27 protein-coding genes and 1 tRNA gene are annotated in these 25,645 nt (G+C 69.7%); 15 read left to right on the top strand and 13 right to left on the bottom strand.

Features of this window, described 5'->3' with window-relative positions; translation table 11 throughout:
- The first annotated feature begins 15 nt into the window (after positions 1–15).
- Entirely contained in the window at positions 16–1,605 is a 1,590-nt protein-coding gene (locus ACYVHG_RS10580) for a dolichyl-phosphate-mannose--protein mannosyltransferase (protein WP_461167395.1), read from the top strand.
- 17 nt (positions 1,606–1,622) lie between these two features.
- Here the strand turns inward: ACYVHG_RS10580 and ACYVHG_RS10575 are convergent, their stop codons facing one another.
- Positions 1,623–2,849 (bottom strand): MFS transporter, encoded by a 1,227-nt coding sequence (locus ACYVHG_RS10575; protein WP_461167648.1) that lies wholly within the window; start codon positions 2,847–2,849, stop codon positions 1,623–1,625.
- 83 nt (positions 2,850–2,932) lie between these two features.
- On the opposite strand from ACYVHG_RS10575, the gene ACYVHG_RS10570 reads away from it, so the two are divergent.
- Genes ACYVHG_RS10570 through ACYVHG_RS10545 form a run of 6 tightly spaced genes read left to right on the top strand, consistent with a single transcriptional unit; the run spans position 2,933 to position 10,666 of the window.
- Positions 2,933–3,022: a potassium-transporting ATPase subunit F gene (locus ACYVHG_RS10570; protein ID WP_461167394.1), complete on the top strand. Its 90-nt coding sequence runs from the start codon at positions 2,933–2,935 to the stop codon at positions 3,020–3,022.
- Entirely contained in the window at positions 3,022–4,680 is a 1,659-nt protein-coding gene (gene kdpA / locus ACYVHG_RS10565) for a potassium-transporting ATPase subunit KdpA (protein WP_461167393.1), read from the top strand. Before ACYVHG_RS10570 ends, kdpA begins: the two co-directional genes overlap by 1 nt.
- Positions 4,677–6,788, top strand: coding sequence for a potassium-transporting ATPase subunit KdpB (kdpB, locus tag ACYVHG_RS10560; RefSeq protein ID WP_461167392.1), 2,112 nt, complete (start codon positions 4,677–4,679; stop codon positions 6,786–6,788). The genes kdpA and kdpB overlap by 4 nt, the downstream gene beginning before the upstream one ends.
- Before the next feature lie 11 nt (positions 6,789–6,799).
- Complete coding sequence (gene kdpC, locus ACYVHG_RS10555; protein ID WP_461167391.1) at positions 6,800–7,414, top strand: potassium-transporting ATPase subunit KdpC; 615 nt, start codon at positions 6,800–6,802, stop codon at positions 7,412–7,414.
- A gap of 25 nt (positions 7,415–7,439) precedes the next feature.
- A complete protein-coding gene (locus ACYVHG_RS10550; protein WP_461167390.1) occupies positions 7,440–9,995 on the top strand; it encodes an ATP-binding protein in 2,556 nt (851 codons plus the stop codon).
- Positions 9,992–10,666 carry a response regulator gene (locus ACYVHG_RS10545; protein WP_461167389.1) on the top strand — a complete coding sequence of 225 codons (675 nt, stop codon included), beginning with the start codon at positions 9,992–9,994 and terminating at the stop codon, positions 10,664–10,666. Before ACYVHG_RS10550 ends, ACYVHG_RS10545 begins: the two co-directional genes overlap by 4 nt.
- A gap of 70 nt (positions 10,667–10,736) precedes the next feature.
- Here the strand turns inward: ACYVHG_RS10545 and ACYVHG_RS10540 are convergent, their stop codons facing one another.
- A complete protein-coding gene (locus ACYVHG_RS10540; protein ID WP_461167388.1) occupies positions 10,737–11,669 on the bottom strand; it encodes a phosphotransferase enzyme family protein in 933 nt (310 codons plus the stop codon).
- On the bottom strand, positions 11,666–12,097 hold the full coding sequence (locus ACYVHG_RS10535; protein WP_461167387.1) for an Lrp/AsnC family transcriptional regulator: 432 nt from the start codon (positions 12,095–12,097) through the stop codon (positions 11,666–11,668). The genes ACYVHG_RS10540 and ACYVHG_RS10535 overlap by 4 nt, the downstream gene beginning before the upstream one ends.
- A gap of 80 nt (positions 12,098–12,177) precedes the next feature.
- Here ACYVHG_RS10535 and ACYVHG_RS10530 point away from each other — a divergent pair, with 80 nt between their 5' ends.
- Positions 12,178–12,846 carry an AzlC family ABC transporter permease gene (locus tag ACYVHG_RS10530; RefSeq protein ID WP_461167386.1) on the top strand — a complete coding sequence of 223 codons (669 nt, stop codon included), beginning with the start codon at positions 12,178–12,180 and terminating at the stop codon, positions 12,844–12,846.
- A complete protein-coding gene (locus ACYVHG_RS10525; RefSeq protein WP_461167385.1) occupies positions 12,839–13,165 on the top strand; it encodes a branched-chain amino acid transporter permease in 327 nt (108 codons plus the stop codon). Before ACYVHG_RS10530 ends, ACYVHG_RS10525 begins: the two co-directional genes overlap by 8 nt.
- A 50-nt stretch (positions 13,166–13,215) precedes the next feature.
- On the opposite strand, the gene ACYVHG_RS10520 is transcribed toward ACYVHG_RS10525, so the two are convergent.
- The 6 genes from ACYVHG_RS10520 to ACYVHG_RS10495 form a co-directional block, all read right to left on the bottom strand.
- Positions 13,216–14,217, bottom strand: coding sequence for a hypothetical protein (locus ACYVHG_RS10520; protein WP_461167384.1), 1,002 nt, complete (start codon positions 14,215–14,217; stop codon positions 13,216–13,218).
- 159 nt (positions 14,218–14,376) lie between these two features.
- A tRNA-Ala gene (locus ACYVHG_RS10515) sits at positions 14,377–14,449 on the bottom strand.
- A gap of 42 nt (positions 14,450–14,491) precedes the next feature.
- Positions 14,492–15,652, bottom strand: coding sequence for a divisome protein SepX/GlpR (gene sepX / locus ACYVHG_RS10510; RefSeq protein ID WP_461167383.1), 1,161 nt, complete (start codon positions 15,650–15,652; stop codon positions 14,492–14,494).
- 139 nt (positions 15,653–15,791) lie between these two features.
- Complete coding sequence (locus ACYVHG_RS10505) at positions 15,792–16,463, bottom strand: GNAT family N-acetyltransferase (RefSeq protein WP_461167382.1); 672 nt, start codon at positions 16,461–16,463, stop codon at positions 15,792–15,794.
- Positions 16,423–17,664, bottom strand: coding sequence for a molybdotransferase-like divisome protein Glp (gene glp / locus ACYVHG_RS10500; protein WP_461167381.1), 1,242 nt, complete (start codon positions 17,662–17,664; stop codon positions 16,423–16,425). The genes ACYVHG_RS10505 and glp overlap by 41 nt, the downstream gene beginning before the upstream one ends.
- A gap of 13 nt (positions 17,665–17,677) precedes the next feature.
- Positions 17,678–18,577, bottom strand: coding sequence for a UTP--glucose-1-phosphate uridylyltransferase (locus ACYVHG_RS10495; protein WP_461167380.1), 900 nt, complete (start codon positions 18,575–18,577; stop codon positions 17,678–17,680).
- A gap of 66 nt (positions 18,578–18,643) precedes the next feature.
- Here ACYVHG_RS10495 and ACYVHG_RS10490 point away from each other — a divergent pair, with 66 nt between their 5' ends.
- Entirely contained in the window at positions 18,644–19,177 is a 534-nt protein-coding gene (locus ACYVHG_RS10490; protein WP_461167647.1) for a 5-formyltetrahydrofolate cyclo-ligase, read from the top strand.
- 162 nt (positions 19,178–19,339) lie between these two features.
- Entirely contained in the window at positions 19,340–20,209 is an 870-nt protein-coding gene (locus tag ACYVHG_RS10485; protein ID WP_461167379.1) for an endonuclease domain-containing protein, read from the top strand.
- A 24-nt stretch (positions 20,210–20,233) separates the two neighbouring features.
- Here ACYVHG_RS10485 and ACYVHG_RS10480 read toward each other — a convergent pair whose 3' ends face one another.
- Positions 20,234–20,797 carry a TetR/AcrR family transcriptional regulator gene (locus tag ACYVHG_RS10480; RefSeq protein WP_461167378.1) on the bottom strand — a complete coding sequence of 188 codons (564 nt, stop codon included), beginning with the start codon at positions 20,795–20,797 and terminating at the stop codon, positions 20,234–20,236.
- 65 nt (positions 20,798–20,862) lie between these two features.
- Here ACYVHG_RS10480 and ACYVHG_RS10475 point away from each other — a divergent pair, with 65 nt between their 5' ends.
- The 3 genes from ACYVHG_RS10475 to ACYVHG_RS10465 all read left to right on the top strand — a co-directional run bounded on the left by ACYVHG_RS10475 (position 20,863) and on the right by ACYVHG_RS10465 (position 22,703).
- The gene (locus ACYVHG_RS10475; protein ID WP_461167377.1) at positions 20,863–21,132 is read left to right on the top strand and encodes an FmdB family zinc ribbon protein; all 270 of its coding nucleotides are present in this window, start codon (positions 20,863–20,865) and stop codon (positions 21,130–21,132) included.
- Between the two features lie 3 nt (positions 21,133–21,135).
- A complete protein-coding gene (locus ACYVHG_RS10470) occupies positions 21,136–21,939 on the top strand; it encodes an acyl-CoA thioesterase (RefSeq protein WP_461167376.1) in 804 nt (267 codons plus the stop codon).
- Positions 21,940–22,049: 110 nt separating this feature from the next.
- Positions 22,050–22,703 (top strand): SAF domain-containing protein, encoded by a 654-nt coding sequence (locus tag ACYVHG_RS10465; RefSeq protein WP_461167375.1) that lies wholly within the window; start codon positions 22,050–22,052, stop codon positions 22,701–22,703.
- Between the two features lie 2 nt (positions 22,704–22,705).
- Here the strand turns inward: ACYVHG_RS10465 and ACYVHG_RS10460 are convergent, their stop codons facing one another.
- Both ACYVHG_RS10460 and ACYVHG_RS10455 read right to left on the bottom strand, forming a co-directional pair.
- The gene (locus tag ACYVHG_RS10460; protein WP_461167374.1) at positions 22,706–23,704 is read right to left on the bottom strand and encodes a PrsW family intramembrane metalloprotease; all 999 of its coding nucleotides are present in this window, start codon (positions 23,702–23,704) and stop codon (positions 22,706–22,708) included.
- Positions 23,704–24,228, bottom strand: coding sequence for a hypothetical protein (locus ACYVHG_RS10455; RefSeq protein ID WP_461167373.1), 525 nt, complete (start codon positions 24,226–24,228; stop codon positions 23,704–23,706). The genes ACYVHG_RS10460 and ACYVHG_RS10455 overlap by 1 nt, the downstream gene beginning before the upstream one ends.
- A 68-nt stretch (positions 24,229–24,296) precedes the next feature.
- On the opposite strand from ACYVHG_RS10455, the gene mscL reads away from it, so the two are divergent.
- On the top strand, positions 24,297–24,746 hold the full coding sequence (gene mscL / locus ACYVHG_RS10450) for a large-conductance mechanosensitive channel protein MscL (protein WP_461167372.1): 450 nt from the start codon (positions 24,297–24,299) through the stop codon (positions 24,744–24,746).
- 97 nt (positions 24,747–24,843) lie between these two features.
- On the opposite strand, the gene ACYVHG_RS10445 is transcribed toward mscL, so the two are convergent.
- Positions 24,844–25,533 (bottom strand): MspA family porin, encoded by a 690-nt coding sequence (locus tag ACYVHG_RS10445; protein WP_461167371.1) that lies wholly within the window; start codon positions 25,531–25,533, stop codon positions 24,844–24,846.
- Between the last annotated feature and the right edge of the window lie 112 nt (positions 25,534–25,645).

Here is a 25,645-nt window from a genome sequence, read left to right as displayed (position 1 = left end):
GCCACACACCTTACGATGGGCCGCGTGAGCACTGTGGCATCGCCCGAGGAGCGGACCCTGGTCAGTCCGGGGCCGACCCTTCCGCCCGCGGTGTTCGGGGCCACCGACCGCGCCTTCGGGTGGACGGTGACCCTGGTACTGACCGCGGTCGCGGCGGCCACCCGCTTCTTCACCCTGGGCTACCCGAGCAACACCGGTTTCGTCGGCAGCACCCCGGTGCAGACCCCGGTGTTCGACGAGAAGCATTACGCGCCGCAGGCCTGGCAGGTGCTCACCGGCGGCGGCTGGATCGAGGACAATCCCGGCTTCGGGCTGGTGGTGCACCCGCCGGTGGGCAAGTGGATGATCGCGCTCGGCGAGGCGATGTTCGGCTACAGCCCGATGGGCTGGCGGTTCATGTCCGCGGTCTGCGGCACCCTCCTGGTGTTCCTGGTGATCCGGGCGGCGCGCCGGCTGTCCCGTTCCACCCTGATCGGCGGGCTGGCGGGGCTGCTGCTGATCTGCGACGGCCTGACCATGGTCTCGTCCCGGGTGGCGCTGTTGGACATCTTCCTGGTGTTCTTCGGCTTCGCCGCGTTCTCGATGATCCTGGTCGACCGCGACCAGATGCGGCGCCGGCTGCACCTGGCCGCGCTGCAGGGCCGGATCGACGATTCCCCGTACGGTCCGCGGCTGGGTTTCCGGTGGTGGCGGTTCTCCGCGGGGCTCATGGTGGGCCTGGCGTGCGGGGTGAAGTGGTCGGGCTTGTACTTCCTGGTCGGTATCGCGGTGCTGTCGGTGGCCTTCGATCTCGCCAATCGCCGCGCCTACGGGGTGCGCAGGCCGCTGCGCGGGGTGCTGCTGCGCGACCTGGTGCCCTCGGGGATGTCGCTCGGGGCGCTGCCGGTCCTGGTGTACCTGGGCACGTTCTGGCCGTGGTTCGGCTCGGAGACCTCGGTGTACCGGTACGCGGAGGGCAATCAGATCGGAACCGGTGGCCCGTTCGCGTGGGTGCCCGCGGCACTGCGCTCGCTGTTCTACTACGAGGGCTCGATCATGCGGTTCCACGAGGGCCTCACCAATTCGGCGGGCAACCGGCATCCGTGGGAATCGAAACCGTGGACCTGGCCGATGGGGCTGCGGCCGATGCTCTACCACTACACCTCGGACCAGTCGAACGGGATGTGCGGCGACGGTCCGTGCGTCCGTGCGGTGATGGCCGTGGGTACCCCGAGCCTGGCGTGGCTGGCGGTCCCGGTGCTGCTGTGGGCGCTGTGGAAGATGTTCGTCAAACGGGACTGGGCCTACGCGGCGCCGGTGACCATGTACTTCGCGACGTACCTGCCGTGGTTCCTGAACCTGGACCGGCAGATGTACTACTTCTACGCGCTGACCCTGATGCCCTTCCTGTGCATCATGATCGCGTTGATCTGCCGTGAGGTCCTGGGCCTGGACGGGCGCTCACGCTTCTTCGGCTTCGAGCGCCTGCGGCTGGGCCGCTGGCTGGTGGTGATCTACACCGGTGTGGTGGTGCTGAACTACGCCTGGCTGTGGCCGATCCTCACCGCCACCCCGATCCCGTCGTGGTGGTGGCGGCTCGAACTGTGGCTGCCCAGCTGGCAGTGACCGCCGGGCGATCCGGGCTACCCCGCCGTGTCCGCTGCGACCGGTCGGGTCTCACGGGCCGTCGTCCAGGCGATCACGGCCAGCACGCACAGTCCGCCGGTCACCGCGAACGCCCAGGTGAAACCGAAGTACTGGGCGATCGCCCCGGCGAGCAGCGGACCGGAGATGGTGCCCACGTCCTGCGCCATCTGGAACGCCGAGAGCGCTCCCCTGCTGCGGCCCTTACCGCCGAGGACGTCCGCGAGCGCGGCCTGTGACGCGGGCGCGACCAGACCGGTGCCGACACCGGCGATCACGGTCACCGCGAACGCCACCAGCACCGAGTCGGTGAACCCGAGAGCGACGGTGCCCACGCCGATCACCAGCATCCCGGTCACGATGAACGGGCGGCGTCCGTACCGGTCGGAGGCCCGGCCGGCGGGGAACATGGCCAGCACGTCACCGGCGGCGTACGCGGCGAGCGCGTAGCCGGCGATCGCGGCGGGCTGGCCCAGCACCTCGGCGAAGAACAGTGGCAGCAACGACACCCGCATGGAGAACACCCAGCCGAAGACCACCGACGTGAGCAACGCGGCCCGGTAGGCGGAGTCGCGCAGCGCCTCCCGCACGGTGGTACCGGGGACCGGTGACGTCTCTCCCCGGCCGGCCGGCGTGCTCCCGCGCAATGCGATCCCGACCACCGCGGTGGCCACGACCAGGGCTATCGCGTACACCACGAACGGCACCCGCAACCCGAAACCGACCAGGGCACCGCCGAGCAGCGGCCCGCAGATTCCGCCGAGCACGAAGCTCGACGAGTACACACCGCTGACCCGGCCGCGGATCGGTGGCGGCGCGATGCGGATCATCAGGCTCATCGACGAGACGGTGAACATCACCGATCCGATACCGCCGACACCGCGGAAGACCATCAACTGCCAGTAGGTCTGGGCGAACGCGACCGCCAGCATCGACGCCGCCACGATCAGCAGTCCGGCCATGTAGACCCAGCGCTCCCCGAAGGCCTTCACCAGCGGCCCGGCAGCGGGCGCGAAGGCCAGCCGCATGATCGCGAAGGCGCTGACCACCGCCGAGGCCGCGCCGACACCCACGTCGAAGGTGCGGGCGAAGGCCGGCAGCGCGGGCGCGACCACGCCGTACCCGAGGGCGATCACGAAGGCGGCGGCGACCAGCACCCACACCTCACCGGGCACCCGCTGGGCCGGGGCCGGTGCGCCTCCGGCGTCCTTCGTCACGGCCCACATCATCCGCTAAGACGCCGTCAAGACCTGCATGGGGGCCGTTAACAACCGGCGATTCGCCACCTCCGGGGTGATCTGGTGGTCACATGGACATCTCCAACGCGTTGGCACTCGCCGCCACCATCGCCACCCTGGCGTACCTGCTGTACGCACTGATCCGCCCGGAGCGGTTCTGATGAGTGGGACGACCTCGGGCCTGCTCACCGTCGCCACGCTGTTCGCCGCATTGGCGATCAGCTACCGCCCGCTGGGCGATTACCTCGCGCACGTGGTGAGTACGCCGAAGCACTGGCGGGTGGAACGGCTGGTGTACCGGGCCGTCGGCGCCGATCCGGATGCCGAACAGGGCTACCGCACCTACGCCGTGGCGGCGCTCGCGTTCAGCGCCGTGTGCATCGCGGTGCTGACGGTGATCCTGCTCGCGCAGGGACTGCTGCCCGGCACGACTCCGAAGCAGTGGCGCCTCGACGAGGCCCTGAACACCGCGATCAGCTTCGTCACCAACACCAACTGGCAGTGGTACTCCGGGGAGTCGGCGATGAACCTGATCGCGCAGGCGATCGGCCTCGCGGTGCAGAACTTCGTCTCCGCCGCCGTGGGCATCGCCGTGGCGGTGGCCCTGGTCCGCGGTTTCGTGCGCTCGCGCACCGACCGCCTGGGCAATTTCTGGGTGGACCTGACCCGGATCACGCTGCGGGTGCTGCTGCCCATCTCGGCGATCGCCGCGGTGATCCTGATGGCGCAGGGCGCCGTGCAGACGCTGTGGCAGCAGCAGGAGATCACCGGACTCGACGGCCAGAAGCAACTGATCACCGGAGGTCTGGTCGCCTCGCAGGAGGCGATCAAGCTGCTCGGGACCAATGGCGGTGGATACTTCAACGCCAACTCGGCGCACGGTTTCGAGAACCCCACACCGGCGACGAACCTGTTCGAGATCTTCCTGATCCTGCTGATCCCGGTCGCCATGCCGCGGATGCTGGGCAATCTGGTGGGCAACCACCGTCAGGGCTACGCGATCCTGGCCGCGATGGGCACCATCTTCTCGATCTCCCTGGCCGTCTCGGTGGCCTCGCAGCTCGGCGGGCAGGGAACTGCCGCCCGCGCAGCCGGCGCCCCGCTGGAGGGCCAGGAGATGCGCTTCGGGCAGTGGGCCACGGCGCTGTTCGCGACCGCCACCACCAACACCTCGACGGGTGCGGTGAACGCCTCGCACGACAGCCTCACCCCCGGCGCGGGCGGTGCGGCGCTGGCGAACATGCTGCTCGGTGAGATCAGCCCCGGCGGTGTGGGATCGGGTCTGTACGGGATGCTCGTGGTGGCGGTACTCACCGTCTTCCTGTGCGGGCTGATGGTCGGTCGTACCCCGGAGTACCTGGGCAAGAAGATCGGCCGCACCGAGATCACCCTGGCGGCGCTGTACATCCTGGTGATGCCCGCACTGGTCCTGGTGGGCACCGCGGCGACGGTGATCCAGCAGCAGGGCGTGGACGCGATGACCAACAGTGGGCCGCACGGCCTGTCGGAGGTGCTGTACGCCTACGCCTCCGCGGGCAACAACAACGGCAGTGCCTTCGCCGGCCTGGCCGTGGACACCCCGTGGTTCAACTACACGCTCGGTGCGGCGATGCTGCTCGGCCGGTTCGCACCGATGCTCGCGATCCTGGTCCTGGCCGGCGCGCTCGCCCGGCAGCATCCCGTGCCCGCCACCTCGGGCACCATCCCCACCCACCGACCGCTGTTCGTGGGCCTGACGGTGGGTGTGGTGGTCCTGGTGGCCGGCCTCACCTTCGTTCCCGCCCTCGCGCTCGCACCGATCTCGGAGGTCACCCGATGAGCGACACCCTCACCCGCGTTCCGGAGACCGGCCCCGCCGCACCGGAACCCACGCGCCACGGCGCCTTCTCCCTCGCGGAGCTGAAATCGGCGCTGCCGCGGGCACTGGCCAAGCTCGACCCGCGCACCCAGTTCCGCCAGCCGGTGGTCTTCGTGGTGTGGATCGCCTCGGTCTTCACCACGGCGCTGGCCATCGCCGACCCTTCGGTGTTCGCCTGGGCGGTTGCTCTGTTCCTCTGGGCGACGGTGCTGTTCGCGAACCTCGCGGAGGCGGTCGCCGAGGGCCGCGGCCGGGCGCAGGCGGATTCGCTGCGCAGGGCCAAGACCGAGACCGTGGCCCGGCGTCGCCGGCCCGGCGGCGGTGAGGAGCAGGTCCCCGGCTCGCAGCTGACGGTCGGTGACGTGGTGATCGTCGACGCCGGCGAGGTGATCCCCGGTGACGGTGACGTGATCGAGGGCATGGCGACCGTCGACGAGTCCGCGATCACCGGCGAATCCGCGCCGGTGGTCCGCGAATCCGGTGGTGACCGGTGTGCGGTGACCGGCGGCACGCGGGTGCTCTCGGACCGGATCGTGGTGGAGATCAAGACCGAACCGGGCAAGAGCTTCATCGACCGGATGATCGGTCTGGTCGAGGGCGCGAACCGGCAGAAGACGCCGAACGAGATCGCACTGAACATCCTGCTCACCGTGCTCACCATCATCTTCCTGCTGGCGGTGGCGACCCTGCAGCCGATGGCGATCTACTCCGGCGGGGCCGTGGACGTGGTGATCCTGGTGGCGCTGCTGGTGTGCCTGATCCCCACCACGATCGGCGCGCTGCTCTCCGCGATCGGCATCGCCGGGATGGACCGGCTGGTGCAGCGCAATGTGATCGCCAAATCCGGCCGCGCGGTGGAGGCGGCGGGCGATGTCTCGACGCTGCTGCTGGACAAGACCGGCACCATCACCTACGGCAACCGTCGCGCCACCTCGTTCCATCCGGTGGCCGGCGTCGATGAGCACACGCTGGCCGAGAGTGCTCTGCTGGCCTCGCTCGCCGACGAGACCCCGGAGGGCCGTTCCATCGTCGATCTGGCCACCACCTGCGGGCACGAGCGCCCGACGGTGCAGTTGGGCGGCTTCGTGCCGTTCACCGCGCAGACCCGGATGTCCGGGGTGGACCTGCCCGACGGCACCCGCATCCGCAAGGGCGCCTCCGCCGCGGTCCTGGCGTGGGTGGCGGCCGAGCACCGCGGGGACGCGGCACCGCACGCCGACGAGGTCGAGGCCCTCGGCGCGGTCGACGTGCGACTGGCCGTGGACGAGATCTCCGCCTCCGGCGGTACTCCCCTGGTGGTGGCACACGCGCAGCCCGGGGCGGCACCCGTCCTCCAGGGTGTGGTGCACCTCAAGGACGTGGTGAAGGCCGGTATGCGCGAGCGTTTCGAGCAGCTGCGTGAGATGGGCATCCGCACGGTGATGATCACCGGCGACAATCCCCTCACCGCCAAGGCCATCGCCGAGGAGGCCGGCGTCGACGACTACCTCGCCGAGGCCACCCCGGAGGACAAGTTGGCGCTGATCAAGCAGCAGCAGGAGGGCGGCCGGCTGGTCGCGATGACCGGTGACGGCACCAACGACGCACCCGCACTGGCCCAGGCCGATGTGGGCGTGGCGATGAACACCGGCACCTCCGCCGCGAAGGAGGCCGGGAACATGATCGACCTGGACTCCGACCCGACGAAGCTGATCGACGTGGTGCAGATCGGCAAGCAGCTGCTGATCACCCGCGGCGCGCTGACCACTTTCTCCATCGCCAACGACATCGCGAAGTACTTCGCGATCATCCCGGCGATGTTCCTGGCGATCGCACCGCAACTGGGAGTGCTCAACATCCTGGACCTGCACAGCCCGAAATCGGCGATCCTGTCCGCGGTGATCTTCAACGCGCTGATCATCGTGGCGCTGATCCCGCTGGCCATGCGCGGGGTCAAGTACACCGCGAAGTCCGCCGACAAACTGCTCGCGCGGAACCTCACGATCTACGGCATCGGCGGCATCGTGGCTCCCTTCATCGGGATCAAGCTGATCGACCTCGTGGTCTCCCTGCTCCCCGGATTGTCCTGAAAGGCACTGACATGTTCTCCGGTTCCATCGCCGCGGCGCCCCGCCAACTCCTGGCCGGGCTGCGCATGCTGATCGTCATGACCGTCATCGTCGGGGCCCTGTTCCCGCTACTGATCTGGGGTATCGGACAGGTCGCCTTCCCGTCGGCGGCGAACGGCTCCCAGATCCGCGACGAGCGGGGCACGGTGGTCGGGTCCGAGCTGCTGGCCTCGAAGTTCGAGGGACCGCAGTGGTTCCACCCGCGTCCGTCCGCCGGTGACTTCGACCCGCTCGCCACAGGTGGCTCCAACCTGGGCCCGGACAGCGCCGAGCTGGCCGAGGAGATCGCCAAGCGGCGCACCGCCGTCGCCGCGCAGGACTCGGTGCCGGGGGCGGCGGTGGCACCGTCGGACGTGCCCGCCGACGCGGTCACGGCCAGTTTCTCCGGGCTCGACCCGCACATCTCCCCCGCGTACGCGCGGCAGCAGATCGCCCGGGTGGCGCAGGCGCGCAGTCTCCCCGCGGAGAAGGTCACCGAGCTGGTGGCCGCGCACACCGCCGGACGCCAACTGGGTTTCCTCGGCGAGGAGCGGGTTAACGTGGTGACGCTGAACAGCGCGCTCGCCGCACTCGCCGGCGCGAGGTAGCGGACGGACCAGGACGGAGGCGACGATGCCGAAGGGGCAACTGCGCATCTACCTGGGCGCGGCGCCGGGTGTGGGCAAGACCTACGCCATGCTCACCGAAGGGGTGCGGCGCGCCTCTCGCGGGACGTCCGTGGTGGTCGGCTACGTCGAGACGCACGGCCGCCCGCAGACCGAGGCGCAACTGCGCGCCGGCGGACAGGCCCTGACGGTGATCCCCCGCCGCCGGTTCGAGTACCGCGGTGCGGTCCTGGAGGAGATGGACGTCGACGCGGTGATCGCCGCGCATCCGACCGTCGCCCTGGTCGACGAACTCGCGCACACCAACGCCCCCGGCTCCCGCAACGAGAAACGCTGGCAGGACGTCGCCGAGCTGCTGGAGGCGGGCATCACGGTGGTCACCACCGTCAACATCCAGCACTTGGAATCGCTCGGCGACGTGGTGGAGTCGATCACCGGAGTGCGCCAGCGCGAGACCATCCCGGACACCGTGGTGCGCCGCGCCGAACAGGTGCAACTGGTGGACATGACGCCCGAGGCACTGCGCCGGCGGATGGCGCACGGCAACATCTACCACCCGTCCAAGGTGGACGCCGCGCTCTCGCACTTCTTCCGGATCGGGAACCTCACGGCGCTGCGGGAACTGGCACTGCTGTGGCTCGCCGACCGGGTGGACGAGCGACTCGAGCAGTACCGCACGGAGCAGGGCATCTCCGCGGTGTGGCCCACTCGGGACCGCACCGTCGTCGCGCTGACCGGCGGCCCGGAGAGCGGAACGCTGCTGCGGCGGGGGGCGCGGATCGCGGCCAAGGGTGCGGGCGGCGAACTGCGGGCGGTGTACGTCGCCCGCAGCGACGGCCTTTCCGGAGCGTCGCCGGCCTCGCTGGCGCAGTTGCGCCAGCTCACCGAATCACTCGGCGGGACCTTCCAGATCGTCACCGGTGACGATGTGGCCTCGGCGATCCTGCAGTACGCGAAGTCGGTGAACGCGGCCCGGATCGTGCTCGGCACGTCCCGGCACCGGGCCCTGACCTCGATCGTGCGCAGGCCGGTCTCCGATGCCGTGATCGAGGGTTCCGGGGACATCGACGTGCAACTGGTGACCCATGAGCGGGCCGCCGGGGCGGGCCGCCGGATGCTGCCGCGGGTCGAACGCAACGACGCCGAGTTGCTCGGTGGCCGTCGGACACTGCTGGGCTGGGCGCTGGCACTGGCCGGTCCCCCGCTGCTGACGACGGTGCTGGCGCACACCCGGCAGTGGCATTCGCTACCGACCGAGATGATGCTCTTCCTGATGCTGACGGTGGCGGTGGCACTGGTCGGCGGGCTGCGTCCGGCGATCCCCGCGGCACTGCTCGGCTCGGTGCTGCTCAACTTCTTCTTCGCGCCGCCGCTGTACACGTTCACCATCGCCGCGGCCGAGAACGTGTTCGCGGTGCTGATGTTCGTGCTGACCGCGATCGCGGTGGCCAGTGTGGTCTCCCTCGCGGCGCGGCAGACCTCACGCGCGGCGCGCGCCCGAGCCGAGGCCGATGTCCTGGCCGGCCTGGCGGACACCCTGCTCGCCGCCGACGACGAACTACCGGCCCTGCTCGACGAGGCGGTGTCCACCTTCGGCCTGCGGGGCGCGTCGCTGCTGCGCCGCGAGACACCCGACGACGAGTGGAAACTGGTGGCCGGCCGCGGTGATTCACCGCTCACACCGGACGCGGGCACCGACACCGCGCTGGTGTCCGGCACCGTCGCCCTGGTGGTCGACGGTCCGCCGCTGTCGGCGTCCGAGCACGGGCTGCTGGTGGCTTTCGCGGCGCACGCCGCGGCCCGCCTGGACCGGGAGGAACTGTCGGTGCAGGCGCGTCAGGCCCGCTCGCTGGCCGAGGGCAACCGGGCGCGGACGGCGCTGCTCAGCGCGGTCTCGCACGATCTGCGCACTCCGCTGGCCGGGATCAAGGCGGCGGTGACCTCGCTGCGCCTGGACGACGTCGAGTGGTCCGACGAGGACGAGGCCGAGCTGCTGGCGACCATCGAGGAGAGCGCGGACCGGCTCGATTCGCTGGTCGGGAACCTGCTGGACATGTCGCGGTTGCAGTCGGATTCGCTGACGCTGCTGACCCGCGAGGTGGGGATCGAGGAGGTGCTGCCGGCGATCTGGACCACGCTCCCGGACGCCGATCTGGCGTTCGACTTCGCCGACGATGCGCCCACCGCGCTGGCCGATCCCGGTCTGCTGGAGCGGGTGCTGGCGAATCTGGTGGAGAACGCGGTGCGGCACTGCGACGGCGCCGCGGTGACCGTCGGCGTCTCCGGGGTGCACACCCCGGCCGGTGACCGGTTGCAGGTGCACGTGCGCGATCACGGTCCGGGGGTGCCGCTCGAGCAGCGCGATGCGATGTTCGCGCCGTTCCAGCGGATGGGTGATGCGCCGGCCGGTAACGGTGTGGGGCTGGGGCTGGCGGTGGCGCGCGGGCTCACCGAGGCGATGGGTGGCACTCTGACCGCGGAGGACACTCCGGGCGGTGGACTGACCATGATCGTGGACCTGCCCGCGGCGCACGCGGTGACGGGTGATGAGGTGATCTCGTGACCTTCGTACTGGTGGTGGACGACGAGCCGGCCATCTGCCGCACCCTGCGGATCAACCTCAAGGCCCGCGGCTACGAGGTGGAGACCGCCGGGGACGGACGCTCGGCGTTGCAGATCGCCCGCGAGCGCACCCCGGACGTGGTGATCCTGGACCTGGGTCTGCCGGACATCGACGGGGTCACGGTACTGACGAAACTGCGTGAGTACTGCGCCTCACCGGTGATCGTGCTGTCGGCGCGGCACGGCAGCGACGACAAGGTGGAATCGCTGGACGCCGGTGCGGACGACTACGTGACCAAGCCCTTCGGGATGGACGAGTTCCTGGCGCGGGTGCGGGCGCAGGTCCGGCGCACCGGGCTGGTGGACGCTCCGGCGCCGGTGCGCACCGACGCCTTCGAGGTGAACTTCGAGGCCCGGACGGTGACCCGGGGCGGTGCGCCGGTGCGGTTGACGCCGACCGAGTGGAAGATCGTGGACGTGCTGGTCCGCAACGCCGACCGACTGGTCTCGCAGCAGACGCTGCTGCACGAGGTGTGGGGACCGTCGTACTCGCGGGAGACCAACTACCTGCGGGTCTACCTGGCGCAATTGCGCCGCAAACTGGAGCCGGATCCGGCGCATCCGCGGTACTTCGTCACCGAGCCGGGGATGGGTTACCGCTTCCTGCCCTGACGTCCTGCCTCGAGTGCGGTGATCTGGACCGACGATCGTGGCCACCGGTGACCGCACTTCTGCCGCCGGGTCACAGCAGCCGGCCCGCCAGGTACTTCCCCGCCACCTCGACGGTGCCGTCCGCGAACTCCGGGTCGGCCTCCAGGGCGTGCCCGTGGGTGCCGAGCCAGCCCAACAGTTGCAGTCTGCGCACCAGGACGAAATCGGCGAGCAGCGCGGCGTGCGCTTCGGGGAGAGACCGGTGGTCGCGGTACGCGGTGACCCAGGCGTGCGCCCAGTCCGGTAGCCGCGGATCGGTCTCGACGAAGGAGGCCGCGGCCGCGAATTCGAACAGGTGCCAGCCGAATCCGGAGTCGTCGAAATCGATCACGGTGAACCCGGCGCCGGTGGTGATCAGATTGGCCGCGCGCAGGTCGCCGTGGATCAGGCCGAACCGGTCGGCTGCGCGGCCGAAGGCGTCGATCCGCTGCGCCGCCCGCTGCGCCGCCGGTTCGATCGCCCGACAGTGCCGCTCCTGCACGGCGAGGCCCTCTCGCCACGAGCCCCACCGCGGCCGCCGGCCGATCATGTCCGCCAGGTCCCAGCCGAATCGCTGGAACCCGGTGGGGCGCTTCCAGGTCCGGGCGTGATCGTGGAAGGTTCCGGCGATCTCCCCGAGCGCGGTGAAGTGCGCGCTGTCCAGCGCCGACTCGGGCACGGGGCCGCCGGGCACCGACTCGAACAGGACCGCGCGCCGGCCGGTGGGCGGGTCGATGAGCACTCCGCTGAGCGGGCGCACCACGGCGACGGTGGTGTCGCGGCGGAGCGCGGTGATCCAGGCCAGTTCGCTGTCGATCGCGGCGTCGCCCTGGTAGCCGGGACGGTGCACGCGCAGCACCGCCGGGGTGTCTGCGCCGCGCACCCGGAAGGTGGCGTTCTCACTGACCAGGAGCGGTTCGGCGTGGGCGCCGGGGAACGCATCGTCGACGATCCGCTGCGCGGCCGCGGCGACATCGCTGCTCACTTGACCACCTTCATCGTCATCCGCGAATCCACCCGCACGATCGCGGGATCGCCCATCAGGTGGGTGGTGAGCCAGCGCTCGTAGGCGTCGGCGTCGGGCACCCGCACCCGGATCAGGTAGTCCGGAAGCCCGAACATGCGGCGCACCTCGATCACCTCGTCGAAGGAGGCCACCCGGGCCTCGAAGGCCTCGACCGAGGCGCGGTCGTTCGCGGACAGGTCGGCGTTGATCAGGATCTCGAATCCCTGCCCCAGAGACGCCGGGTCGAGGACGGCGGTGTAGCCGGTGATCACGCCGTCGGCCTCGAGCCGGCGGACGCGGCGCAGGCACGGTGCGGGGGTGAGACCGACCCGGAGCGCGAGCTCCTGATTGGTGAGCCTGCCGTCGCGCACCAACTCGGCGATTATTGCTCTATCCAGCGAATCCACCTGGTACATATTGCCACAGCAGTCTCCTATGAGCACTTTTACGCAAGCATATTGCGTGACATCTGAAATAGGATTGTTGCGTGAAAGTTCCGTCCAGGATCGCGGTGGTATGGCTGGGCCTGTTCGTCCTGGGCATCGGGCTCGGCGTAGTGGTCACCGGCAACGGCCTGCCGTGGTGGCTCGCCCCGGTGATCTCGACGGTGGTCTTCGCCGGTTCGGTGGAGTTCCTGCTGGCGGGAATGCTGGCGGCCACCATGCCGCTGGCCGCGATCGCAGCCACCACCTTCCTGGTGAACGCACGGCACCTGTTCTACGGACTGACCTTCCCGCTAGGGAAGGTCAAGGGCCCTTTCGCCAAGGCCTACAGCGTGTACGCGCTCACCGACGAGGCGTACGCCCTGGTGGCGACGGCACCGTCGGCCACGCTGACCAGCCGGCGGATCCTGACCACGCAGGTGGGGCTGCACCTGGCGTGGGCCGCGGGTTCACTGGTGGGCGGCCTGGCCGGCGGCGCCTTCCTGCGTGATGTGCCGGGCATCGATTTCGTGCTGACCGCGCTGTTCGTGGTGCTGTCGATGGACGCCTATCGCGAGTACCCGGATCGGACGACGGTGGCCCTGGCGCTGGGCGCTGCCGCGATCGCGCTGGCGATCGCGCCGGGCGCGATGCTCCTGGTGGCGATGGGATCGTTCGCGGGCGTGCTGGTGGTGCGGCACCTGCTGGCACGACGGGAGGCCGCTCATGGCTAGTACCGGGTACTTGTTGGCGGGGGTCGCGGTGGCCGCGGCGATCACCTTCGCCCTGCGGCTCGCGCCCTTCGCGCTGGCATCGGTGCTGCGGGATTCGCCCCTGCTCACCGATCTCGGGCGCTGGATGCCGGCCGGTGCGGTGATGGTGCTGGCGGTGTACTGCATGGCGCAGGTGGACTATTCCGCTCCCGGGCACGGCGTTCCGCAGCTGGCCGGGGTGGCGGCGACGGTGCTCGCGCACCTGTGGCGGCGCAACGCGGTGCTGTCCATCATGGCCGGCACCGGGGTGTGCGTGGCGTTGAGCTACTGGCTGGGCTGATACGACGAGGCCCGCTCCGGATACGGAGCGGGCCTCGGCGCTGGGGTCCGTTACGGCGTGAGCGGAGCCACCTGACCACCGGAGAGACGGCGGTAGGTGTACGCCAGCAGCAGGCCGGCGACCGGTCCGGCGACCAGCAGGCCGACGCCGCACAAGCAAGCGCCGATCAGGGTGATCACCACCATGAGCAGGTAGGTGAGGATCGAGTTTCCGGCATCGCCCTGGATGATGCCGAAGCCCTGCTTGAACCCGTCGATGGCGTTGACTCCGCGGTCCACGATCACCGGGATGAGGAACATCGTCAGGAAGCCGAGCACGAACGCGAGGATCATTCCGAGGAGCGGGATGAGGGTGACGATCGCCGTGACGAGGCCCACGATGAGCGCCGCGATGACCACTTGCCCGACGTTGCGCGGCTTGAAGAACGAGCCGATCGAGACCTCACGCCCGTCGGCGATGTCCAGCAGGCCGGTGAAGAAGGCCGCGTTGATCAGGGAGCCGATCACCGCGAAGACGATCGCGGCCACGAACGAGGCGCCGATCATGCCCACCGACCCGGTGGTGGAGAACTGAGCCATGGCGTCGGGATCCGTCTCCGCCGTGTTGACCAGGTACGAGAACAGCAGGAAGTAGAACGCTCCCAGCAGCGCACCCATGGCGAGCCCGTACAGCAGCGTCGCGACGATCAGCGGGACGGCGTTCTTGGTGAACTTGTTCCACGCCCAGTTGAAGGCGTCACCGATGCTGAACGGGGCCGGACCACCGAACTGCGGCTGTCCGTATCCACCGCCGGGAGGAGGCGGGAATCCGCCCTGCCCGTAATCGCCGGGCGGAGGCGGGAATCCGCCCTGCCCGTAGCCACCGGCGGGAGGAGGCGGGAATCCGCCCTGGCCCTGCTCACCGCCCTGCGGCGGCGGGAAACCACCGGCGGGCGGCGGGAATCCGCCCTGCGGGTAGTCCGGCTGCTGGGGCTGCTGCGGGTATCCCCCCTGATACGGATCCTGCGGACCCTGGCCCTGGTTGTCGCCGGGGTAGTTCGGCGGCTGCGTCATGGTCTCCTCCAGTCACTGACATACCAACTGGGCAAACCTATCAACCGGAGTTGCTTTACACCACAGTTGCGAGACCCGCGTGGGGCGGTCAGCGGTGCGAATACGGATCAGGCGGGGTTCTGATTACTCAGAACCCCGCCTGACCTGCGGTTTCCTCTGTGGAGCTAAGGGGAATCGAACCCCTGACCTCCTCGATGCGAACGAGGCGCGCTACCAACTGCGCTATAGCCCCTTGCGGAACTCGACCACTCTAGCAAGTCCGCCCGGCGAACCGTTAACCGACCTTGCGCTCCATCGGTTCGCGCAGCTCAGGTCGGTGCAGGAACTCGAACTCCTCGGCCCGGTAGCGCGGCAGGTGGTCGAAAGCGGGGTCCTCGTCGTCGATCTCCATGACGATGCAGCCGCCGCGCCGACGGTGCGCGGGCACCCCGTCGAACTCCTCCGCCTCACGGGCACGCTCCCGGCGGGCCCGCTCGAGCCGGGCGGTGCGGCGCCGGCGGATCTCGGCCTCGATCCGCACCGTGCGGCGCAGGTAGGTCAGGTACAGCGCGAGCGCGAGCACCACGGCACCGAGTCCGTACCAGGCGAAGGGCACGTTCATCAGTCCGGCGCCCAGCGCGACCACGGCCAGCACGCCGAGCACCAGCGTCACGCGTTGGCGGAACCGGAAGCGCGCCTCCGTGATCCGTGCGTCGTTCTCCGGGTCGAAGCCGCCACGGCGACTGCGGGTACCGTCGATCCGCTCCACTGCGGCGCGGTCGACCGGGGTCACTTCCTCGGTGAGCGCCTCGTCGGCGGGGATCTCGCCGGACGCCTCATCGACCTCATCGACCTCGTCCGCGAGCTCGCTCGACTCGTCAGCGACCTCGTCCGAGGTCTCGCTCGGGAGGTCAGCGGCGTCGGCCGGCCGGACCTCGAGCTCGGCGGGCTCCGCACGCCGGACGGGCTCCACAGACTCGACGGGCTCGGCAGACTCGTCGGGCTCCGCAGATTCGACGGGCACGGTCATATCGGCACGCCGGACCGTGCGGATCGGGGTGGTCTCACCGTCCATCGGGCTCACCGCGTGCAGATCATCCACATCGGAGTCGACGAAGGCGTGCGCCTCGGCCTCCTCGTCCGCCTGCTCGGCGGGATCATCGGCCCGCGAGGTGAACAGCACCTCGTCGTCCTCGGTCAGCTCGGCTGCGCGTTCGGCCTCCAGGGCGGTTCCGGACTCCGACTCCGCCGGCTCGTCCCGCTCTGCCGACTGTCCGGTCGGGCGGATCTTGCGGCGCAGCGCCAGTTTCGCCGAACCGCCGCGGTGCAGCAGTCGAGTCTTGAGCGTGGCATCGGACACCTGGTTCACCTTGGGGTGCCGCGCGGCGAGCATCGGAACGAGCACCACCAGCCACGCGACGATCAGCCCCACCCAGAGCAGTGTCTGCGGGATCATGTCGGCTCCCTCCGGCATAGCGAGCACGGATCACATCCGTGTAAGTCGCCTTGAAGGCTATTTCAACTGGGCAGACGATCCCACTCGACGCGCCGAAGCGAAACCCCAAAAATCTCAATCAGTCACTTCAGTAACAGACTCAGAAGCGGGCGCGTCCCGATCGCACCACTCGCGCCACCATCGAATCGGCGATCTCCTCCGCCGTGATCGCCATCAGCAGGTGATCGCGCCAGGCACCGTCGACGTGCAGATACCGGCGCAGCAGCCCCTCCTCCCGGAACCCGGAGTGCGCGAGCACCGCCCGCGAGCCGAGGTTCTCCGGCCGCACCGTGGCATCCACCCGGTGCAGCCCCAAGCGGCCGAAGGCGTGATCGACCGCCAGCGCCACGGCCACCGTCGCCACCCCGTTCCCGGCCACCCGGCGGTCCACCCAGTACCCCACCCACGCGCTCTGCAACTGCCCCCGGGTGATGTTCCCCAGCGTGATCTGCCCGGCGTAGGCACCGTCGACTTCGATCACCATCGGTACCACCGTGCCCGAACGCGCCTGCGCGCGAAGGGAAGCGCACATCGGTTGCCAGGACGACGGGGAGTGCCGCCGAGTCCAGTCCACCACCCCCGACGGTTCCCAGGGCTCCAGTTCGGCCTGATTCGCCTGCCGGAGCCGGGACCAGGCCCCGCCGTCGCGGGCACGGATCGGGCGCAGGACCACCTCGCCGGCCGATGTCGTGAGCGGCCCGAGCCGGACCCGCCAGTTTCCGCCGAGCACGTCAGCCGCGCTGGGCGAGGAAGGCGACGACGACGTCGTCACCCGCGCGGACCTCGGTGATCTCCGGGTCCACCACGATGAGGCAGTTCGCCTCGGCCAGGCTCACCAACAGGTGCGATCCGTTGTCCGGGATCGGCGCCACCATGAACTCGCCGGTCTCCTCGTCGCGCATCAACTGGCCTCGCACGTACTCCCGGCGGCCGGCCGGGGACTGATGTGCCGCAGCGATTTTCGCAGTGACCAATCGGCGCATCGGCTGCCGCTTCCCGAGAGCGATACGAATCAGCGGGCGCACCATCACCTCGAAGGCCACCAGCGCACTCATCGGATTCGAGGGCAACAGGAAGGTGGGCACCTCGTCCTGGCCGAGGGTGCCGAACCCCTGCACCGAGGCCGGGTGCATGGCGATCCGCTCCACCGCCAGATCGCCGAGTTCGCTGAGTGCAGAGGTGATCTCGTCGGAAGCGGTACCGCCCAGCGCGGACGTGATCACCACGACCTCGGAGCGTTGCAACTGCGCCTCCACCGCCTCGCGGACACCGTCGGCCCCGACGATGCCCACCCGGTGCACCTCGGCACCACAGTCCCGCGCGGCCGCAGCCAGCGCGTAGGAGGCCACGTCGTAGACCTGTCCGGCGCCGGTGTCACGATCGATGTCCACCAGTTCGCGTCCCACCGAGATCACCGCGACCCGCGGCCGCGGATGCACCGAGACCTTGTCCCGGCCCACCGCGGCGAGCAGGCCCACCTGCGCCGATCCGACGACGGTGCCGCGGCGGACGGCCACATCGCCGGGCTGCACGTCATCACCGGTGCGGCGCACGTACTGGCCCGAGCGCACCGAGTGCCCCACCCGCACGCGCGAGAGGCCACCGTCGGTCCACTTGTCCGGCAGCACTGCGTCGGCGAGGGTCGGCAGCGGCGCACCGGTCTCGACCTTGACGGCCTGGCCGGGCTGCAGCCGGATCGGCTGGCGGTTGCCCGCGCGCACCTCGCCGACCACCGGCAGACCCACCACGATCGGCTCGCCGGTCTCCTCGTCGCTGGCACCGGCATCGGCGACGTCCACCGAGCGCACCGCGTAACCGTCGATCGCGGCCTGATCGAAGGCGGGGAGGGCACTTTCGACGACGACCTCCTCCGCGCACATCAGACCCTGCGCCTCGGAAATGCCCACGCGCACCGGCCTCGGAGCCACCGCCGCCGCCGTGACCCGAGCCAGATGGTCCTCAACGGAGCGCATGTCCGCAGCCTCCCTATCGGTTCAGACGGTCCTGCAACCAGTCGCGCAGGCCGGGGCCGTAGTCGTCACGGTCCAACGCCAAGTCAACCGCAGCCTTGAGGTAGCCACCGGGATTTCCGAGGTCGTGTCGGGTTCCGCGGTGCACCACCACGTGCACCGGATGCCCCTCACTGATCATCAGCGCGATGGCGTCGGTCAGCTGGATCTCGCCGCCGGCGCCCTTACCGGTGCGGCGGATCGCGTCGAAGACGGCCCGGTCCAGCAGGTACCGTCCGGCCGCCGCGTAGTTCGACGGTGCGTCCTCCGCCTTCGGCTTCTCCACCATGCCCTTGACCTTGAGCACGTCCGGATTGGCGGCATCGGGCACGGTCTCGACGTCGAACACGCCGTAGGCACTGATCTGTTCCTCCGGGACGGCGATCGCACAGAGCACCGAGCCGCCGCGCTTGGCCCGCACCTTGGCCATGGTGGTGAGCACCCCGATCGGGAGCACCAGATCGTCGGGCAGCAGGACGGAGATGGCGTCCTCGTCGTCGTCGAGGGCGGACTCGACGCAGGCCACCGCGTGGCCCAGGCCCAGCGGCTTGTCCTGCACCACGGCCTCGGCGTGGATCAGGTTCGGGGCGCGGCGGACCTTGTCCAGCATGGCCTGCTTGCCACGCTTCTCCAGCGTGCCCTCGAGCACCAGGTCCTCGACGAAGTGGGCGACCACACCGTCCTTGCCCGGGCTGGTGACGATGCACAGACGCTCGGCGCCACCGGCCGCGGCCTCCTCGGCCACGAGTTCGATGCCGGGGGTGTCCACGACGGGGAGCAGTTCCTTCGGGACCGTTTTGGTCGCGGGCAGGAAACGGGTGCCCAATCCGGCGGCGGGGACGACAGCAGTCTTCGGGATGGACGGCTCTTCAGTCATTGCTCCACCATATGTGAGGACACGCCCGGCCACGGGTGCGAGTACCGGGACTACCGTGCAGAGGTGATGGTGGAGCGAACCAAGGCGCAGTGGCGGCGGCACCTGCGAGCGGCGCGCGCGAAGGTCGATCCCGCGACCACGGCGGATGCATTGCTGGCGGTGCTCGCGGAGCTGGAGCTGGGGCCGGTGGCGGCCTATGTGCCGGTGGGATCGGAGCCCGGTTCGGCGGCGATGCTGGACGTTCTGGGTCCGCGGGTGCTGTTGCCGGTGACTCCCCCGGAGCCCGGACCCCTGGACTGGGCGCTCTACACCGGCTCCCTGGGCAGCGGTCCGTTCGGCTTGCGCGAGCCCACCGGAGACCGGCTCGGACCGGACGCCCTGCACTCCGTTGACACGGTGTTATTGCCCGCTTTGGGAGTTTCCCGAGATGGTGTTCGACTCGGGCGTGGCGCGGGCTATTACGACCGCTCGCTCACCGGGTGCACCGCCCGGTTGATCGCGGTGGTCTACGACCACGAGCTGGTCGATCACCTGCCGTCGGAGCCGACGGACGTGCCGGTTCACGCGGCGCTGACCCCGTCGGGGTTGGTCGAGCTGTGAATCTCGCGGATTTTCGCGCCATGAGGCCCAAAACGGCTTCGTAGTGCAGGAATCCGGCGGATTCACACGCGCTGTCCACAACTTCGCGTACGAAACTTCTTCTCTCCACAGGTGACCGCGGCAACGGTCCTGCCGTGCGGCCCCACGGGTGAGGATGCCGGTATGGATACCCGTGATCTGCTCGAACGGATCGCAGCGGCCGATGGTGGCGTGGTTTCGCGGCGTGCGGCTCTGGCCCACGGCGCGGACCCGGTGGAGATCGAGCGCCTGCGCAGCAAGGGCCACCTGAGGAACATCCGCCGCGGTTGGTACCGCCTCCCCGGTGCGGATCCGGCCGTGGTGGCGGCCGTGCGCAGCGGCGCCGTCATCACCTGCGTCGACGCGCTGGCCCACTACGGACTGTGGACCCCGCCGAGAACCCGGACGCACATGCGGCGGGCTCAGCCCCCGGTGGGTTGCCGGGCGCGGGGGCTGCCGGTCCCCACGCGGGCGATCGACCCGCTGCCGCAGGCACTGCTGTGCACCGCGAACTGCTTGGCCGCCGACGAGTTGGTCGCGGTCCTCGATTCCACCCTGCGGTTGCGGGTGTACACGCTCGGGGCGCTGCGGGAACTGTTCACCGGGCCGGCCCGGGTCACCCGGCTGCTGGACCACCTCGATCCGCAGTCGGGTTCGGGGACGGAGTCGATCACCCGGTTCCGGCTGCAGTGCGCCCGGATCAAGGTCCGCAGCCAGGTGGTGATCCCCGGCGTGGGCCGAGTCGACCTGCTGGTGGGCGACAAGCTGATCATCGAGTGCGACAGCGCCGGCCACCACAACAACCGGCAGCGGATCACCGACAACCGACGGGACCGGGCCGCTGTCCGCGGCGACTACCGGGTGATGCGCTTCGACTACAGCGAGATCATGGCCGATTGGGATGCGATCTTCGCCGAGATCCTGGAGATCGTGCGCTCCGATCGGCACACCGGGCGAGTGCGGCCTGTGAAACCGGCGGATTCTTGGGCTACGAAGCCGGATCTGGCCTCGTAGCGAAGAAATCAGCTGATTTCACAGCTACACGAGCAGGCGGGAGATGTACTTCTCGCCGTAGGCGCGCAGTGCGGCGGAATCCTCGATGTCCAGGCCGGTGGGCGGATTGGACAGCAGCGAGCCGGTGATCCGCAGCATCAGGTCGGTGACCGAGCACAGATCCGCGTAATCCTGCTCGGCGCCGGAATTGCGCAGCCGGATCACGATGCCCTGGATCAGCAGGTCCCACACGCCGCGCGGGATGCGCAGGAAGTACTCCGGCTCGGCGGCGAGCACCTTGGACACGGCCAGGTTCGCCGCCGCCTGCTCCACACTGAGCACGAACACCTCGACCAGCGTCTGCCGCGGCGTGTACCCGACAATGACCTTGTCCAGCTTGCGGCGCAGGGTGCGGATCTCGATCGCGACCACCCGCGCGATCAACTGATCACGATTGGGGAAGATCCGATACAGCGTGCTGCGGGACACGCGCGCCTGCTTCGCGACCTGGTCCATGCTGACCCCGGGGATACCGTTCTCGGCGATCACCTCGCGGGCCGCGTCGACGATTCGGCGGGCAGGCGACGGCGTGCGCTCAGAGACCGTCATTGCCCCATCGTATCGGCTCGCGGCCCTGGCACTCGAATCACCAGAGTGCCAGGTAGAATCGCCAGGTGCCTACCTACTCATACGCGTGCAAGGAGTGCGGCAACGCCTTCGACATCGCGCAGTCGTTCTCCGACGAACCCCTCACCGTGTGCCCCGAGTGCGGCGGACCGCTGCGCAAGCTGTTCAACTCCGTGGGCGTGGTCTTCAAGGGAAGCGGTTTCTACCGCACCGATTCCCGCAGCAAGGCCGACACCAGCGCGAAGTCCGACACCACGGCGAAGTCCCCGGCCTCGTCGGATACCGCGACCAAGGTCGAGAAGGCCACCAGTTCCTAGCCGATGACTCACGTCTTCGACGAGGCCACCGCCGTCGAGCCGATCGACGGCGGCTTCCGCGCGCACACCCACCCGGCCTACAACAACATGGTGGGACCGTTCGGGGGGATCACCGCCGGCACCGTGGTCGCCGCACTGCAGGCGCATCCGCAGGCGCAGGGCCACCCTCTGAGCCTGACCCTGAACTACGCCGCCCCGATCCGCGAGGGCGCGTGGGACATCGCAGTCACCGTGCTGCGCACCAACCGCACCAATCAGCACTTCACCTTCCTGATCGACCAGGGCGACGGTGCCGTCGCCTCCGGTACCGCGGTGTTCGGCACACGCCGCGAGACCTGGGGCCATACCGAATCACCGTTCCCGCAGGCAGGGGCGCCGCACGAGCATCCCGCGGTGCCGTTCCCGGAGTTCATCGAGTGGGCCAAGCAGTACGAGTTCCGGTTCGCCGCCGGCAGCCCGGTCGTCGACGGTGAGCAGGAATCCTCACTGAGCACGCTATGGGTGCGCGATCAGCCGCCGCGCCCGCTGGACTACCCGGCCCTGGCGAGCGTGGCGGACGCCTTCTTCCCCCGGGTCTTCCTGCGCCGGGGCGCGTACCTCCCGGCCGGGACGATCTCCCTCACCACGTACTTCCACGCCAGCCCGGACGAGATCGCACAACAGTCCGACGACCACCTGCTCGGCACCGCCCGCGGGGCCCGGTTCGGACACGGCCATTTCGACCAGTACGCGCAGCTCTGGGGCCGGAACGGCACCCTGTTGGCGACCTCCCACCAGATCGTCTACTACAAGGATCCGCAGGCCTGATCGACCCGGTTCCTCCACAGGAACCGGGTTATCCACAGGCTGCTCTTCTGACCGCCGTTCTCGGGCACTGCCGGGCGGTTCCTGTCGGTGGGCGGTCGTAGCGTGCGGGCATGGAGTCGTTGCAGCCGACGGGCATCGAACGGATCCGCGCCGCGCTGCGGCCGGGGTGGGCGCGCACACTGACCGCGCGCCGGGCGGCCGCCGCCGCACTGGCCGTGCTCGCGCTGATCGTCGCCGTCACCAGCCGCCCGAGCGGTCCGCAGGTGCAGGTGCTGGTGGCCGCCCGGGAGCTCGGCCCCGGCGGCAAACTCACCGACGACGATGTCGCGCTGCGCACGGTGCCCGCGGAGCTGGCACCGCGCGAGGCGCTGACCGGCGCCGATGCGGCAGTGGGCCGCAGTGTGACCGGCCCGGTGGGTGCAGGTGAGATCCTCACTTCCGGGCGGGTGCTCACCGATCGCACCGCGGACCGGATCAGACCGGGATCGCGGCTGGTACCGGTGGCCCTGCAGGACGCCGCGACCATGGATCTGCTGCGCGCCGGTGACGTGGTGGACGTGGTCGCGCAGCGCAAACCCCGCCCCGGCGACCGGGACGACGGTGGCCCCGCGGTGCTGGCCCGTGCGGCGACGGTGGCGGTGGCCGCGGCGGCGCCCGCGGCCCGGCAGCAGGCGCGGACGGTGATGCTGGCGATGTCGGAGGCCGAGGCGCACGCGGTGGCGGCCGCGGCGCTCAGTTCCCCGGTCTCGGTGGTCTTCCGATGAGCTCAGCGCACCCGGTAGGTCAGTTCCCGCAGCAGCCAGCGTTGGCGCTGTTTCGTCACCTCCGCGTACGCGGGGCCGTAGTAGTGGCGCATGTACGCCTGGCTGCCCACGCGCTGTGCACGGGTGGGCAGCGTCGCCAGCTCACCGGGTGGGGCGAGCGTGGCGGCCACCGGGGTGCTGATCGCGTAGTACAGCCATCGTCGCTGCTCACGCAGCATCCACAGCCAGGCCAGGCCGAGTACCAGAACCACCACCGTGCACTTGGCCAGCACCAGCACCAGGATCAGCGCGGGCTGCTCACCGCTCGGGCTGTTCCACCAGAAGTGCAGCAGGTACGACAGCAGCAGGGGCACCGGGGCGAGGCCGGCCCGGTACCGCAGCAGTGCCAGTCCCAGAGCGAAGAAACCGGTGTACACCCAGTGCGATTGGAAGCCGAACAGCGCGCGCATCGCGGTGACCATCAGCGCGCCCTGCACGTCCGATTGGGCATCACGCAGGGCGAAGGTCGTGGCGTAGGAGATGTTCTCCACCACCTGGAATCCGAGCCCGGCGAAGGCGCCCACGGCGAAGATCTGCATCGGCCGCCGCAGGCGGTCGCGGTAGAGCACCAGCAGCAGCGCCACCCCGGCACCCTTGATCGTCTCCTCGTTGAGCGGCCCCGCCATGGCCGGTCCCCAGAGCGTGGCCGTCGGATCGTTGAGGGTGTCGCCCAGGGCGTCGAGCGCGAAGCCGTTGATCTCCAGCGCCAGCCCGCAGGCACCGATCGCGCCCCACCCGAAGGCCAGCACCCACGCCGAGCGGATCTGTGCGTGTGATCGGTCGAGCAGCCAGATCAGGGCCGCGACCAGCAGCGCGGCTATCACGATGATCGGCAGCGCGGCCGCGACGGCGACCGCGGTCTCACCGATCCGGGGCGCCAGATCGCGGACCAGCACGAAACCACCGAGGAGGAAGCCGAGTAGCAGGATCCAGAAGCTGACGGTGCGGGACCAGGCGCGCATCACGCCTCCCGCAGGGAGTCGGCCAGAACCCCGAGGTCGGGGACGGCACCGTCGGGCCGGCGCAGGGTGAGGACGGTGACCAGCAGGTCGTCGCGGCCGAGCACCGCGCACTCCCCGCTGCGGCCGGGAGCGGTGGCGGTGCAGGCGCGGCCGGAGAAGGAGGCGGCCCGCAGGTCACCGGTGAAGCTCGCGTGCACTCCACCGGCGGACAGTTCCCGCAGGCGGCGCGGCGCTGCGGTGTCGAAATCGGTCAGGCCGATGGTCAGCTGTACCAGCAGGGTGCTGCCGGTCGGATGTACCAGGCGCACGGCTTCGGCGCGGCCGGTCGGTACCCGGCTCCAGCCCTGCGGCGCCCGGAATTCGACCTCGCGCGCGCCGGGGCCCACGCTGATCGTCGAACCGGAGACATCGGTGACAGGCGTGGGAACAGCGCGTTCGAGCCCGTACCACCCGGCTGCAAGACCGGACACGAGTAGGAACACAACGGTCGAAACGCCCACGTCCACTACACGGAAGCGGTGCATACCAGTTAGCATAATCGCGAGGTATGTCCCATCCGTAACTCTAGTTACACGCGACCGAAGGACCACACATGTTGAAGGGCTTCAAAGACTTCCTCCTCAAGGGGAACGTTCTCGACCTGGCCGTCGCCGTTGTCATCGGCGCCGCCTTCACCGCCATCGTCACCGCGTTCACCGAGCACGTGGTTCAGCCGCTCATCGCCTCCATCGGCGGCGGCAAGGACGTGCAGGGCCTGGCCTGGCAGATCGTCGACGGCAATGACAAGACCATCGTCGACCTGGGCGCCGTGCTCACCGCTGCGATCAACTTCGTGCTGGTCGCCGCAGTCGTGTACTTCCTGCTGATCATGCCGTACACCCGCATGAAGGAGCGTTTCGCACCCGAGGATCTGGCCTCGGAGGACGAGGTGGACGTGCTCGTCGAGATCCGCGACCTGCTGGCCGCTCAGGCCGGCCCGTCGCGCGGTGGAGCGCACGCCGCCCTGCCCCCGACCGGGCAGTTCCCCACGCAGCAGCAGTAGCCACCGACTACCGCACCATCCGTAGTCTCCGACTACCGCAACACCACCACAGAGGAAGCCGGCCTCCCCGCACGGGGAGGCCGGCTTTCTCGTCCGGTCAGCCCAGGGTGAACGGATCACCCCAGAGCAGCACCCGCCCCTTGGTGTTGCCCACCTGCGCCGCGGCGATCACGTACAGCCGGGCCTGCGCGTAGCCGGCGCAGCCGTCCACACCGATGGTCTGATCGGCGTAGCTGAAACCGCCGCCCGATCCGGTGAAGTCGAAGCTGGTGGACGGGGACGCCCAATCCGGGGTCACCTCATCGCCGGGCTTGGGCCAGGTGGCGCGGTCGTACGTCAGCGACTGGGTACCGATCGACCCGGCCGCCAACTTCAGGGAGCCACCGGTCGTTCCGGTCACCGACGGAGCCACACCGCCACCGGCACCGACCGTCACCCCGGAGTCCACTCCCGCGCCCAGATCGAGGCTGGCATCCCCCACGTCGATCTGGCAGCCCACGGCGTACCCGGCCTCGATGGAACCGCCGTCGGCCTCGGCACCGTCGACCTTGACGCTGATCGTGCCGGACACCCACGCGTTGCGGGTGGTGGGCAGCGCCACCATCCCGGGTGAGAGCTTCGCCGAATGCCCCTTCACCGAGACGGTGATGGAGCCGGAACCGGCCTTCACACTCTTGACCGAGTCCCGCAGCGGGATCACGGTGTCGGCACCAGCGGAGGCCGGTACCAGCAGTCCGACGGTGACCACGGTCGCCGTTGCTGCAGCGCAGAGCGTTCTTCTCGACATAGGCAGATTCCTTTCGCCAACCGCACGACCCTCGTCGTCTCGGTTGAGAAAGCAAAGTACCACCACGTGTTCATTTCCGCCCCGCGGGTTAACCGTGCGTTCACACGAGGGC

Source organism: Tsukamurella serpentis (assembly GCF_054780975.1).
The sequence above is the reverse complement of the archived record's forward strand: the minus strand, read 5'-3'. Positions and strand labels throughout refer to the sequence as shown.

Bases quoted from the DNA above. Each gene is read 5' to 3' on its own strand.
- sepX (WP_461167383.1), bottom strand. From the start codon at position 15,652: ATGATCCCGCAGACACTGCTCTGGGTGGGGCTGATCGTCGCGTGGCTG.
- kdpB (WP_461167392.1), top strand. From the start codon at position 4,677: ATGAGCGACACCCTCACCCGCGTTCCGGAGACCGGCCCCGCCGCACCG.
- kdpA (WP_461167393.1), top strand. From the start codon at position 3,022: ATGAGTGGGACGACCTCGGGCCTGCTCACCGTCGCCACGCTGTTCGCC.
- ACYVHG_RS10470 (WP_461167376.1), top strand. From the start codon at position 21,136: ATGACTCACGTCTTCGACGAGGCCACCGCCGTCGAGCCGATCGACGGC.
- glp (WP_461167381.1), bottom strand. From the start codon at position 17,664: ATGCGCTCCGTTGAGGACCATCTGGCTCGGGTCACGGCGGCGGCGGTG.
- ACYVHG_RS10550 (WP_461167390.1), top strand. From the start codon at position 7,440: ATGCCGAAGGGGCAACTGCGCATCTACCTGGGCGCGGCGCCGGGTGTG.
- ACYVHG_RS10465 (WP_461167375.1), top strand. From the start codon at position 22,050: ATGGAGTCGTTGCAGCCGACGGGCATCGAACGGATCCGCGCCGCGCTG.
- ACYVHG_RS10445 (WP_461167371.1), bottom strand. From the start codon at position 25,533: ATGTCGAGAAGAACGCTCTGCGCTGCAGCAACGGCGACCGTGGTCACC.
- ACYVHG_RS10460 (WP_461167374.1), bottom strand. From the start codon at position 23,704: ATGCGCGCCTGGTCCCGCACCGTCAGCTTCTGGATCCTGCTACTCGGC.
- ACYVHG_RS10580 (WP_461167395.1), top strand. From the start codon at position 16: ATGGGCCGCGTGAGCACTGTGGCATCGCCCGAGGAGCGGACCCTGGTC.
- kdpC (WP_461167391.1), top strand. From the start codon at position 6,800: ATGTTCTCCGGTTCCATCGCCGCGGCGCCCCGCCAACTCCTGGCCGGG.
- ACYVHG_RS10570 (WP_461167394.1), top strand. From the start codon at position 2,933: ATGGACATCTCCAACGCGTTGGCACTCGCCGCCACCATCGCCACCCTG.
- ACYVHG_RS10455 (WP_461167373.1), bottom strand. From the start codon at position 24,228: ATGCACCGCTTCCGTGTAGTGGACGTGGGCGTTTCGACCGTTGTGTTC.
- mscL (WP_461167372.1), top strand. From the start codon at position 24,297: ATGTTGAAGGGCTTCAAAGACTTCCTCCTCAAGGGGAACGTTCTCGAC.
- ACYVHG_RS10525 (WP_461167385.1), top strand. From the start codon at position 12,839: ATGGCTAGTACCGGGTACTTGTTGGCGGGGGTCGCGGTGGCCGCGGCG.
- ACYVHG_RS10575 (WP_461167648.1), bottom strand. From the start codon at position 2,849: ATGTGGGCCGTGACGAAGGACGCCGGAGGCGCACCGGCCCCGGCCCAG.
- ACYVHG_RS10490 (WP_461167647.1), top strand. From the start codon at position 18,644: ATGGTGGAGCGAACCAAGGCGCAGTGGCGGCGGCACCTGCGAGCGGCG.
- ACYVHG_RS10520 (WP_461167384.1), bottom strand. From the start codon at position 14,217: ATGACGCAGCCGCCGAACTACCCCGGCGACAACCAGGGCCAGGGTCCG.
- ACYVHG_RS10495 (WP_461167380.1), bottom strand. From the start codon at position 18,577: ATGACTGAAGAGCCGTCCATCCCGAAGACTGCTGTCGTCCCCGCCGCC.
- ACYVHG_RS10480 (WP_461167378.1), bottom strand. From the start codon at position 20,797: ATGACGGTCTCTGAGCGCACGCCGTCGCCTGCCCGCCGAATCGTCGAC.
- ACYVHG_RS10485 (WP_461167379.1), top strand. From the start codon at position 19,340: ATGGATACCCGTGATCTGCTCGAACGGATCGCAGCGGCCGATGGTGGC.